This is a genomic window from Lacrimispora sp. YZC11, from assembly GCF_057543815.1.
The window spans coordinates 215870-228724 of record NZ_BAAJYQ010000003.1; the positions used below are offsets into that span (position 1 = coordinate 215870).

Annotated in this window: 10 protein-coding genes and 1 riboswitch; of the genes, 2 read left to right on the forward strand and 8 right to left on the reverse strand. The window is 44.8% G+C overall.

From position 1 onward, the window contains the following. Positions 1–50: 50 nt before the first annotated feature. From AC27IJ_RS02900 to AC27IJ_RS02915, 4 genes are all read right to left on the reverse strand, one after another. Positions 51–938 (reverse strand): histidine phosphatase family protein, encoded by an 888-nt coding sequence (locus AC27IJ_RS02900; protein ID WP_312503301.1) that lies wholly within the window; start codon positions 936–938, stop codon positions 51–53. 105 nt (positions 939–1043) lie between these two features. Further along, positions 1044–2474 carry a 6-phospho-beta-glucosidase gene (locus AC27IJ_RS02905; protein WP_312447713.1) on the reverse strand — a complete coding sequence of 477 codons (1431 nt, stop codon included), beginning with the start codon at positions 2472–2474 and terminating at the stop codon, positions 1044–1046. 52 nt (positions 2475–2526) lie between these two features. Beyond that, entirely contained in the window at positions 2527–4467 is a 1941-nt protein-coding gene (locus AC27IJ_RS02910) for a beta-glucoside-specific PTS transporter subunit IIABC (RefSeq protein ID WP_312447710.1), read from the reverse strand. A gap of 16 nt (positions 4468–4483) precedes the next feature. Then, entirely contained in the window at positions 4484–5335 is an 852-nt protein-coding gene (locus AC27IJ_RS02915) for a PRD domain-containing protein (RefSeq protein ID WP_487147355.1), read from the reverse strand. A gap of 562 nt (positions 5336–5897) precedes the next feature. After that, positions 5898–6002, forward strand: a riboswitch (NiCo riboswitch). A 200-nt stretch (positions 6003–6202) separates the two neighbouring features. On the opposite strand from AC27IJ_RS02915, the gene AC27IJ_RS02920 reads away from it, so the two are divergent. Further along, positions 6203–8725, forward strand: a complete 2523-nt coding sequence (locus AC27IJ_RS02920; protein ID WP_487147357.1) for a cation-translocating P-type ATPase — start codon at positions 6203–6205, stop codon at positions 8723–8725. A 167-nt stretch (positions 8726–8892) separates the two neighbouring features. Further along, on the forward strand, positions 8893–9312 hold the full coding sequence (locus AC27IJ_RS02925) for a YjdF family protein (RefSeq protein ID WP_312447705.1): 420 nt from the start codon (positions 8893–8895) through the stop codon (positions 9310–9312). A gap of 16 nt (positions 9313–9328) precedes the next feature. On the opposite strand, the gene AC27IJ_RS02930 is transcribed toward AC27IJ_RS02925, so the two are convergent. The 4 genes from AC27IJ_RS02930 to AC27IJ_RS02945 all read right to left on the reverse strand — a co-directional run. Beyond that, positions 9329–9916 carry a helix-turn-helix domain-containing protein gene (locus AC27IJ_RS02930; protein ID WP_312447703.1) on the reverse strand — a complete coding sequence of 196 codons (588 nt, stop codon included), beginning with the start codon at positions 9914–9916 and terminating at the stop codon, positions 9329–9331. Between the two features lie 21 nt (positions 9917–9937). Then, on the reverse strand, positions 9938–10279 hold the full coding sequence (locus AC27IJ_RS02935) for a GIY-YIG nuclease family protein (RefSeq protein WP_312447701.1): 342 nt from the start codon (positions 10277–10279) through the stop codon (positions 9938–9940). A 160-nt stretch (positions 10280–10439) separates the two neighbouring features. Continuing rightward, positions 10440–10889, reverse strand: a complete 450-nt coding sequence (locus AC27IJ_RS02940) for a GNAT family N-acetyltransferase (protein WP_312447699.1) — start codon at positions 10887–10889, stop codon at positions 10440–10442. 190 nt (positions 10890–11079) lie between these two features. Beyond that, positions 11080–12855 (reverse strand): LysM peptidoglycan-binding domain-containing protein (locus AC27IJ_RS02945; protein WP_487147361.1); only part of this gene is annotated, 1776 nt, incomplete at its 5' end.

Consider the following 12855-nt stretch of genomic DNA (forward strand, 5'->3'; position numbering starts at 1 on the left):
TGAGGTTAATTCCATCCCATCTTTCCTTTTAAGATCATTTTCTTTTATGATCATTTTCCTTTTTCAGCATAAGACAAATCATTCACCGTTTCAACTGTATATATGCCATCTTTGACAACCACTTTCGATACACTGGCATTTTTAAGCCCTGCTGCCGGCACTTTAGCATTTGCATCGACTGTAGAAAGAAAAGTTCCGATGCTTAATCCGTGAGAAACCACAAGAACGTCAGCATAGCCTTTGTCCATGGATTCCTTTACGATATCGCTAAATGCCGCCTGTAAACGGGCTTGTATTGTGGCAATATCTTCCGCAGGCCAATTGCCCTCTTCCTCAGCCTTATCCTTATCCAGCTGTGCCAGAGTATCTGCAAATGATGCAACCGTGTCCATGAAACTTCCGGTCTGCATAGAAGCCATCATATCCTCCAGTGTCATGCCCTGCGCTTTGGCAATTGCTCCCCACATCTCATCATTTGGCATACCTTCATAAGTGCCAAAGTTAAACTCCCTAAGCCTCTTGTCTTTATGAATCTCAAGATTCTGGCCCTTTTCGTTCAGTACAATTTCTGCCGTCTCAATGGCCCGCCCGCTATCGCTTGTGTACACAGCGTCAAATTCAACTCCTTCTAATTTTAAGCCACGTCCCAAAGCGCTTGCCACCTCGATACCGGCGGGTGTAAGCGGTGCATCGATCCAGCCCTGTGAACGATCCGAAGTATTTAACATGGTCTTACCGTGACGTGTAATATAAAGTGTCACCGTATCAATCGCTGCCGCAGACTCTTTTGCAGATGCTTTCTCTGTTTCAGCCTTTGTTACTGCCGTTTCAGTCTTTGTTACTGCCGTCTCCGGCTGCTTTACAGATGCCGTCCGGCAGCCTGTTAAAAGCATGGTTCCTAGTAAAAATGCTGACATATATCCGGTAATTTTTTTCATTCTTTATTTCCTCATCCCCATTATTATATACTCCTCATGATCATTTCCCCCGGATAGCTGCCGGCCCGCCTCCTCTCGACAGGCATGGCAGCATTCCATCCGGTTTTAATAGGTCAGATCCTCCCCATTGGTAGCAATGACTTTTTTATACCAATAAAAAGATTTTTTTCTGGAGCGTTTTCCGGTTCCATTTCCTGAATCATCCAGATCTACATAAATAAACCCATAGCGCTTACTCATTTCTCCGGTGGAAGCACTTACTAAATCAATACAGCCCCAAGGCGTATATCCCATTAAATCCACACCATCGATTTCGACCGCATCTTTCATAGCTTCAATATGAGATTTTAAGTAGCCAATGCGGTAGTCGTCTTCCACATATCCATTTACATCAGCTACATCTTTCGCACCTAAACCATTTTCCACGATAAACAGCGGCTTTTGGTAACGGTCATACAAAGCATTCAGGGTAATTCGAAGTCCCAGAGGATCGATCTGCCAGCCCCACTGGCTTGCTTCCAGATAAGGATTTTTCAGGGAGGCAAATACATTGCCTTCAGTTGTTCCCGCAGCAGTTGGATCCCCGCTGGCGACTCTCGACGAATAATAAGAAAAAGAAATGAAGTCAACCGGTGTTTCTTTCAATATTTCCAGATCACCATCTGTTATATCCAGTTTAATCTTCTCCCGTTCAAAGCGTTTCCAGGCATAATCAGGATACTCGCCTCTTGCCTGCACATCAACGAAGAAATACCCCTCTCTATCTCCTTCAAACGCCGCCCATACATCCTGAGGTTTGCAGGTGAATGGATAATATTGTCCCGCCGCCAGCATACAGCCCACCTTATTCTGCGAATCGATCTCATGAGCCATTCTGACTGCCAAAGCACTGGCAACCAGTTCATGGTGAGCGGCCTGGTACTGAATCTGCGTTCTGTCTTCCCCCTCTTCAAAATATAAGCCTGCCGCCATAAAAGGCCCATGGAGAATCATGTTGATTTCATTAAAAGTAAGCCAATATTTTACCAGTCCTTTGTAGCGTGTAAATACGGTCTTACAATAATTAACAAAAAAGTCTATGACCTTTCTATTCCTCCAGCCGCCGTATTCTGCGATTAAGTGCATAGGACAGTCAAAATGTACCAAAGTAACAAGCGGTTCTATACCATACTTGCGGCATTCTTTAAAAATAGTTTCGTAAAATTTCAGCCCTTCTTCATTGGGAAGGTCATCGTCCCCGTTCGGAAAGATTCTGCTCCATGCGATGGAAAGACGATAAGTTTTAAAACCCATTTCTCCAAATAATTTAATATCATCAAGATAGTGATGATACATATCAATAGACTTTTTTGCCGGGTAGTAGTGTTCCTCATCAAAATCAAACATTTTCCTGGTTCCGGCAACGACATCCCAGCGGTCTTTGCCATGTGGAACCACGTCCACATTGGCAAGGCCCCTGCCTCCCTCCGCATATCCTCCTTCGCATTGGTTGGCAGCAGTTGCACCGCCCCATAAAAAATCATTTCTTAACGCCATATGATAACTCCTTTCCTCTATACTTTTCTGCTCATATGCCTGAGCATAAAGATTATTGCCGGACAGCCGCTCTCTCAATTCCTATCAGACAATCCTCTGTAGTCACCTTCTTTTCTTTCCACAAAATCATACTGTCATGTTCACCCAGATTGGTAATCAATACCGGTGTCACCAATGAATATCCTTTAGAATGTATAAAATCCTTATCAAACTCCAATAAGACCTGGCCTTTTTTTACTCTCTGTCCCTGCTCTGCCTTAGCGGTAAAACCTTCACCCTCTAATCTTGTGGTATCCATTCCAATGTGAATCAGAATCTCCAGACCATTGTCAGCTATAATGCCCAAAGCATGTTTTGTATGGAAAAAAGCACTGATCACACCATCTGCCGGAGAAACAACAACTCCTTTTGATGGCCTTACCGCAATACCCTTTCCCAAAGTACCGCTGGAAAATGCAGCATCTTCCAGACTTTCCAGTGGAACAATATCACCTTCTACCGGAGAAAGAACCTCTATGGAAATAGTCTTTGCAGGACTATCCTGTGTCCCTGCCGATGCATCGGTACCCTCGCTATCCTCTGCCGGCGTCTCTTTATCATTCCAGAAGAAGAAAGTAAGTAAAAATCCAACCAGGGAAGAAACGGCGATACAGATAAAGGAAGTAACCATTCCGCTTGCATCTCCTGTTGCAGTATTAATATAGTTTACCACACCAAAGATTCCAAGGCCGCCCATGGTATAAGAAGTTGCATTCATAGTAGTCATAATAGCTCCGCCTACCGCACCACCGATCATGGAGTAAATAAAGGGCAGTTTTTTCGGAAGGGTAATACCATAAATCGCAGGCTCCGTCACACCGCAGATACCAGAAACCACGGCGGGAATACAAAGTGATTTTGTTTTCTTATCCTTGAGTTTAAAGTACATGGCAAGCACACAGGCTGTCTGTGCAAAGCTTGCACCATACATTCCGCTTAATACGTTGATATATCCAAGTTCAGCCAGCTGAATGAACGCCAACGGAATCAAAGCCCAATGGAGGCCAAAAATAACCAATACCTGCCAGAAGAATCCCGTCAGAATACCAAATAGGATTGGAGAAGCTGCAAAGAGGGAAGAAAATCCTGAGTTTAAAAAACTTGTCAGGATAGATATTACCGGTCCTATGACCAAAAATCCCGCAACCATGGATACAAGCATAACAACAAACGGAACAAAAAAGTTTTGGAGCATCTCCGGAATTACTTTTTTTGCAAATTTCTGCACATAGCTTGCAAACCAGACCACAATAATAACGGGAATTACACTGCTTAAATAGTTATTCGCTACCCAGGGCACCCCAAACGCCTTTAAGTAATAAGCGCTGTGAAAAACGCTTCCTTCAAACAGCACACCAAGGATGTCTCCTCCTGACAGGGCAGATAACTGGATGCCCGGATAACACAGGGCCGCACCAAGGGCCATGCCTGTCATCCTGTTTACATTAAATTTTCCCGCTGCAGTAAAGCCAATGATGATGGGCATAAACTGGAACACAGAATCACCTATGGCATTAAGCATTGCATAGGTGCCTGACGTAGTGGAAAAAACGCCGAGAAATACCAAAAGTGCGCATATACCCTTTATAATACCTCCTGCTGAGAGAATCCCTAAGAATGGCTGGAAGCAGCCGCTGATCGTATCAATCAGCTTATCAAACAGCTTTTTACTGCCTGCATCCGCTGCTGCCCCTCCTTCACTGCTGATTCCCGCCGCCTGACAAACCTCTTCGTACACGGCAGGCACATGATTGCCGATAACCACCTGGTATTGTCCGCCGCTTTTCATAACCGTGACGACTCCGTCCATTTTCTTTAAAACTTCATCGTGTGCCTTGCTCTCATCCTTTAACTGAAAACGAAGGCGGGTAATACAATGGGTCAAAGACGCAATGTTTTCTTTCCCTCCTACTTCTTTGACAATTTTCTTTGCCAGTTCCTCATATTTTCCCATGGCAAATCTCCCCTTTCTAGTCTGTTTTTATATTATCATCATTGATCTTAATGATATGGATCGCCAGGTATAATCCTTCCTGTTCTGTAAAGCAGTAATGATAATGGCTACAAAAAAAATCCCTGATTTTTTTCACACACTGAAACGTATCTTCGTAACGTTCGCTTAAATGGTCTTTTAACATCCCGCTCATATCGGCATCATTTAATTGTGAGCCCTGAAAAACCCGTTGAGCAAGAAAACGCAGATGAGTCACAAAACGGTAATAAGCATAACTTTCTTCGTCATAATCGATTAAAAAATGATATTTCACGATATTTAGAATCTCACCGATGAGTTTTGTTATCTTCCCTGCATGTTCCATGCCTGATTCCAATTCCGCATTGACAAAATGCATGGCAAGAGTTGCTGCTTCATGATCATCATACCAGGTATCATAGAGCTTATTAAATTCAGCCACCAGCTCCCTGCTTAGCCGGAATTCATCCTGATACATTTTCCTGATATCCCAGAGCATTCTGTTTTCCAGATAAGCTCCCAGCTTCCCACGCTCAATCATGCTGTTTAAATGGTCTGCCAGGGATATGACAAGAGAATTCTGCAAAGTACGGTTTAGATCCTCTTTGGCTTCCGTTACAAAACGGCCGGCCAATTCAAAAATCGTATCCGGTATCTCTGAAAATAATTGCGTATACTGCGCAAGCTGTGACCGGTCTTCCAAAATGAATATTTTATCAATTAATTCACGTGATATCTCCTCATTTTTATGGGATAAATGAGCGATTCCTTTTCCCATGACAACCAGTTCACGCTCCTGTCCGTCTAAGACCAGTGCAGCATTATTGTTTAAAAATTTGACAATCTTCATCTTACTGATCCCCCCAAAAAAGAAAACCCGCCTGATTCCAGGGATAAAAATCCCCGGAACCAAGCAGGTTTCGTATATGTTCAAGCCATATTCACGATCCAACTGTGCTTCCTGATATGATAATAACTAGTTTTCATCTATTTACTTTTTGATTTGGATTTACTTTCTATCTGCGACCACCCCCTTAACTGTTGGATAAATACTAACATGTCGATTTTTAAAAGTCAACATTTTTTTAATGATTTTCTTATGCATTATGTTAGTTTTTTTTAACATTTAATTAACTTGCGAAATATCATCATCACTTTTACTATTAAAATTGGTTTTTTAACATGTTTTTTCAAGCTAAATGACTGCCTCATTAAAGTGCTTCAATACGATGCAATTCCATTACAATCCAGGATACTTCTCTGTTTATCGTTTGATAGATTCTCATAATCCAACAATAAAACATAACTCTATTAAAAAAAATCCAGTATCGGTTGACAAACGAAAAATCAGTGCATATAATATTCTGTAATCTCTTTGCACTGCATTACATCCGATTTTGGATGCGAGATCAACGGTACAAACTGAGCAGGCGATGAACCTTTTTGCAAAGGTCATGGGGCCGGGCCGCCTAATAAGTGGCAACAGATTGCAATTATTGCACATCTGTGGGACAGTAGTATGGTTTATGAGAAGCTTTCTTCTCATAAAAAGGCGTAACTTTTCGCGCCGTCCATCCGATTATGAAAACACCTCTTTGTTTTCATAATATGTTCCATAGGTGTGTTTTTTCATACCAAAATGGAACAAAGACCCCGTAAATGGAGTGCCATAGAGCTATCAAACGAATGCCGAAAGGCTAAAACGGAGGTAACTTTTATGACAAACAACAAAGGACACAAGGCGGGTTTAACCACCGCCGAAGCAAAAAGATTGCAGGAGCAATACGGCAAAAACGAACTGACACCGCAGAAGAAGGAAAGCTTCTTTCGAAAGGTTTTTCACATTATCTGTGAGCCAATGTTTTTGCTGCTGATTGTTGCTGCAATTATCTATTTCATTCTGGGTGAGCCCAGAGACGGTGCCATCATGCTCATTTTTGTAGTGGGCATCATCAGCATCGATGTCATACAGGAATGGAAAACCGACAAAACCTTAAAAGCCTTAAAAGATCTGTCTGCCCCTCATGTGACAGTAATCCGTGACGGCAGGGAACAGACCATTGCCAGCGTTGATCTTGTTCCCGGTGACTTTATGATGATCTGTGAGGGTGTCAAAATTCCTGCAGACGGTATTATAGTAAAGTGTAACGACTTATGTGTCGATGAATCCTCTCTCACCGGCGAAGCAGAGTGCGTCTGGAAATTGCCCGAAGAAAATGCCGGCCCGGCTGCCGACTACTGGCGCAGGGATTATTGTTACGCAGGCACCCTGGTCACCCAGGGTACGGGGACCATTTGTGTGGATAAAATCGGCGTTGCCACCGAATATGGCAAAATCGGTGCAAATGTGGCCGCAGCTCCCAATGAGGATACCCCTTTGCAAAAGCAAACCCGCAGCCTTGTTACGCTTTGTGCCGGCATCGCCGCTGTTCTGTTTACCCTTGTAGGAATATTCACATGGTTCAATATACCGGACCATGCCTTTCACGACCGGCTGATTGAAAGCATTCTTTCCGGCATTACCCTTGCCATGGCGATGATTCCCGAGGAATTTCCAGTGATTCTTACGGTTTTTCTTTCTATGGGTGCATGGCGGCTTGCAAAAAAACAGTCTTTGGTGCGTAAGCTGCCCTCCGTGGAAACATTGGGTGCTGTATCAGTACTTTGCGTAGATAAAACCGGCACCATTACCATGAATCAAATGACAGTGCAGGAGGTATGGGCACTGGATGGAGATGATCATGCCTTATGTGAGACCATGGGATTTGGCTGTGAAACAGATGCTTATGATCCCATGGAAAAAGCCATGCTTTCCCACTGCGGCAGTCTTGGCATCACCAAGGATCATCTTTTCAGCGGAGAACTGGTCAGTGAATACACCTTTACCAACGAGCAGAAAATGATGGGGCATGTCTGGCGCAGAAATGAAAAACTGGTCATTGCAGCAAAAGGTTCTCCTGAACGGATTCTTACCATCTGCAATCTCAGCGATGAAGAAAGGAAAACCGTTGACCATAAAATCATGGAAATGTCCATGGAAGGTCTTCGTGTAATTGCAGTCGCCGCTGCAAACCTCCAAAGCGAAGCAGAGATACCGGCTGAGATCACCGGCTGCGCCTTAACACTCTGCGGACTGATCGGGCTTGCCGATCCTCCCCGTGAAAGTGTAAAAGCAGATATTGCCGTCTGCAGCAAAGCCGGTATTCGTGTGGTGATGATTACGGGTGACAACGGCATCACCGCTTCTTCCATTGCAAAAAAGATCAATATGCTTAACAGTGACCATATCATTACCGGTGATATGATAAACGAAATGAGTGATGAGGAGCTTCGTGAAAAGGTAAAAGATGTTTCGATCTTCTCCCGTGTTGTGCCGGAACACAAAATGAGGATTGTTAGGGCATTTAAGGAAAACGGCGAAATCGTTGCCATGACAGGTGATGGGGTGAATGATGCCCCTGCACTGAAATACGCCGATATTGGCATTGCCATGGGAAAGCGGGGCAGCGAGGTTTCCCGTGAAGCCGCCGGCTTAATTTTAATGGATGATAATTTTACCACCATTGTAGAGACCGTAAAAGACGGAAGACGTATTTATGACAACATCCGCAAAGCGGTTGGTTATGTATTTACCATCCACATCCCGATTGCATTTGCATCCTTGCTTGCCCCTATGCTCGGCATCGCACCCACTGCTCTTTTGCTGCTGCCGCTGCATGTTGTGCTGCTGGAGCTGTTGATTGATCCGACCTGCTCCATTGTACTGGAGCGGCAGCCTGCTGAAATGGATATTATGGAGCGCAGGCCCCGTGATCCAAAAGAGAAGCTTCTCACTCCGGCCCTTCTTTTCAAAAGCGTCCTGCAAGGACTGGTTATATTCGCCGTTTCATTCGGCACATATTATACGATACTTGACGGCAATGAAGCAAACGCACCCACAGCCCGTGCAATGGGGCTTACCATTATCATGCTTTCCAATCTCTTCCTGGTGCAGGTGAACAGCTCTGACCATGATTTTGCAGTGCAGTCCATAAAACGTCTTGCAAAAGACAAGGTGATGTGGGCGGCGATCTTTGGAACATTTACAATGCTGGGGATCATTCTGTATTCTCCGATCAATACATTTTTAAAGCTTGCTCCCCTGTCTGCTTCCACGCTTTTCACTGCTGCAGGCATCGCTGCTTTTGCGGTATTCTGGTATGAAGCAGTAAAGCTGATAAAAAAGATTCAAAAAAAATGATGTAATATTATTTATCAGGTTCCAAAGCCAGGCAATAAGTGTTAAAATATACAATGCAAAGATAAAAACACAGTTCCGGTTGGTAGTCCGGACGCAGCGAGAGCTGTCAGTAACCTGCCTCCTTGGTTGTCCGTTCTTTGTAAGGCATATAAAAGGAGGGTTTTATCATGAGAAAGACTGGTTCCAGGCTGACTGTATTCTTTGAGGAGCCGTTTTGGGTGGGCATCTGTGAGCGTGAATTTGAAGGCAGATATGAGGTTTGCAAAATCACCTTTGGAGCGGAACCCAAGGACTACGAAATCTACGATTTCATACTCAAAAACTACGACAGGCTGCGGTTTAGTCCATCTCTGGAAGCGTCATCAATGACTGAACGGCGCATCAATCCCAAGAGATTGCGGAGGGAAATCCATAGACATCTGCAAAACACAGGGGTCGGAACAAAGGCGCAGCAGGCTTTGAAGCTTCAACAGGAGCAGGTAAAATCGGAACGCAAATCCCATTCCCGTGAACAACGGGAAGCTGAGAAAGAGCGCCAATTTGAACTGCGGCAGGAAAAACGCAAGGAAAAGCACAGGGGGCATTGACCTCCCTGTGCTTTTTTTACTTTATCAATTGATACCTTAAACCATAATCCGTACTATACCATATCAGCATCCCATAGCCCCTTTTGGGAATGCGCACATTTAAATTCCATTCCGGATATTGCTTGATGATCTGGATCCGGTCACTTAAAGCCAAAGCCACAAAGGAAATGTAATGTTCTTTATCCATGGGATGTTCGCTGGTGATATACCAGTCACCTTCCAGCACCTGGACAGTCAGCATTTCGTTTTCTTCCGCTTTTTTCAAGGTCTGGGCCGCTAACTTTTTGCCGCAGCATGAAACTTCCGCTTCTCCTGTGCAAAGCGTTATATTATGGCATGAGGGACAAATAAAATATCTCGTATTTTTCATATTACCTCCTGCAAAATTGTTGGGTGTCATATCGCCGGCCAATAAATTCATTATATCAATTCCTAGAAGCTGGGAAAGCTCCGGAATAAGAGAAATATCAGGCAGGCCCAGGCCCCGTTCCCACTTGGAAATGGTTTTATCGCTAAGGTTCATTTTATCCGCAAGTTCCTTTTGTGTCATGCCATGTTCCTGCCGCAAGGTGCGGATTATGCTGCCTACTTTACTGTTTTCCATGATTTACCTCCTTATCTGGAATCAAGGGGCAGGGTTCCGGTTCTTTTCCAGCCATAATTCCAGCAGCGTATTTACATCGTCATAAAATTCACGTTCCGTCTGTGTTTCCTTTTTTTCTATTTCCTCAATAATTTCAAAGGAAAATCCGGATGCTCCGGACTCCTTCCATGCAGCCATCATACATATTTCAGGGCATGAATCCGTTGACACGGAAAATTGAAACCGGTTTTTTGCACCCTGAATATCTGTTGTAGCCCGAAACCATACATCGGTTTTGCCGCTGCATTTTATACAATATACTCCACCAATTACTTTTCTATTATGATACTGCTCTTTCAGAGCTTTTCTTGAAGTTTTATCCATTTTATTTTCACCATCTTTCTGACGTTCAGTGTTTCTACTCCACCTATCATTGTAGTCGTTTGTCATGGGCTTTTCAATCTACGCTCCGTAGAGTTTCTTCCATTATGATTCCCAAACAGAAAAGAACGCGGCCCTATCCAAAATGGTTTTTTCGTTTAAGTTAATCTTTCTTCATTACGTAGTTTGTTAAAATAACGCCTTTTCGCTCAACCTGCTGTTCTTTGAGAACCCTGTATCCCCGGGATTCAAAAAACGGTCTTGCGGTTATGGAAGCATGTGTTGTCACCGTACCATCGGGAAAACCAGCTTCCAGCCTGTCACAAAGTGCGGTTGCAACTCCCTGTCCCTGATAGTCCTTGTGGACATAGAGGCGGTCAAGATAACCCGTATTATCCATATCCCCAAATCCGGCAATCATGCCGTCTTTCACCGCCACAAGGGTATAATGCTTCAAAAACGAATGGTCCCAGGCATCTCTATCCATATCCATTGATGCCCAAGCATCGAGCTGCCCCTTTGTGTAATCTCTGGAGCATATTTCATGGACCGTATCATAAAACAATGCTGCTATTTCCTCAATATCCTTTGAATTATATTCCCTGATTATCATTTTCTCTCCCAATCTATACTATTCTTTTGTCAAAGTTTGACGCCCACAGAAACAATTGCCATAAGCTTATGGATATTTTACCACAAACGTTTCCGGCCTGCCAGCTGCAGTGTTCATTTACCGTAACCAAAAAAGGTATCCCAAAAGGCAATGAATGCCTTTTGGGATACCATCGTTTCTTTAACTGTAACTATCTAAAAAACTGCATGAACTGTTGTGTGATCCCCTGTGTCATGACGTCGGCCATTTCCAGAGCTTCTCTCTCAATGTCTGCAAATACATTGATGCTGTCTTCAAAATTCTGTGTCAGGATATCATTAGCTTCCGCCTTAGTCATTGCCAGGTGATTATAGAGCATATCCTGCCAGTCATCGACCGACCAGTTGGGATTGATATTGGCCAGGAATGTTGCAATCTGATCTGCGTTGTCGTACCAGCGTTTTTCCGCATCGGAAGCAGCATCAGTATTGCCTTCCTTCATAGCCCCAACAAGTTCATTGGCGGTAGTAAGGTGAGTTGTCAGCAGCTCTGCAAATTGAGCTGCATTATCCTGCCCATAAAACGTAATCAATACTTCTTCAAAATCCTTAGGATTCTGCAGCAGACGGTCTGTTACAAATTTCGCATCCGGAAGGTCAAAAGCTACGCTCTCAATAACCATTCTCGTCCAGTATACATGCTGTAACCACAAAAGCCTCATGTAATTACTTAAGCTTTGTTCCGCCTCGGAGACACACATGATAGGCTGGGGAACAGGCAGCGGCATTGGCTGAGGTTGGGGCTGGGGAACCGGCATCGGCATCGGCTGGGGTTGGGGAGTCGGCATCGGCATCGGCTGGGGTTGTGGTTGCGGCATCTGCGGCATCGGCATCGGCTGCGGCCTTGGTTGTGGTTGGGGTTGAGGCATCGGCATCGGCTGGGGAGTCGGGCAGACTGGTGGCAGTCTGTGCCCATATGGAATACAAATCACCTGACCAATAAACAGATTTGTAGGATTAATACCTGGATTTACATCCAGGATCGCCTCAACGGTAGTCTGAAAACGTTGTGCAATAATCCAAATGGTATCGCTGGCCTGAATGATATAGGAATGCAATCCTCCCGGGCAGAGATTCTCAGTGCGGCCCCCTCTCCGTTCTTCTTCATTGCGGGTCCCTCTCCGCTCTTCCTCATTGCGGGTCTCTCTCCGTTCTTCCTCATTGCGGGTCCCTCTCCGCTCTTCCTCATTGCGGGTCCCTCTCCGTTCTTCCTCATTGCGGGTCCCTCTCCGCTCTTCCTCATTGCGTGGCCGGATATGTGGTCTTTCAGGCATTGCGCATCCTGTTCCGCGAGGAACGCAGATTACCTGATCAATAAACAGATTAGCAGGAGTTAATCCCGGGTTTGCCTCCATAATAGCCTCTACAGTCGTACAATGACGCTGTGAGATGAGCCATAAAGTATCACCTGCTTGAATTGTGTATGGATATAATCCTTCCGGACACTGGCTCCTTCTGTTTCTGCGTCTCCGGTCTTCTTCAATAAAATCCTGGGATTGGGAGTGAAACTGGGACTGAGGCTGTGTCTGGGGTTGAGTCATAGGCTGTGTCTGGGGTTGAGTCATAGGCTGGGTCTGCGGCTGAGTCATAGGCTGTGTTTGCGGCTGAGTCATAGGCTGGGTCTGCGGCTGGGCTTGTGAAGGCATATTACGGCTTCCGCCCGCCTGTGGAATACAGATTACCTGACCAATAAACAGACGATTCGGGTTTATACCTGGATTCGCCTCCATAATATCGTCAATGGTAATAGAATGGCGCCGCGAAATAAGCCACAGGGTATCTCCGGCTTGAATTGTATAGGATTGCATCCCACCTGGGCAATTATTCATTAAATTATCGAAATCTTCTTCTCCCGGAACAGGAGTCATGGGCTGTGGTTGAGTCATAGGCTGCGTCTGCGGCTGCGTCATGGGCTGCGTCTGCGGCTG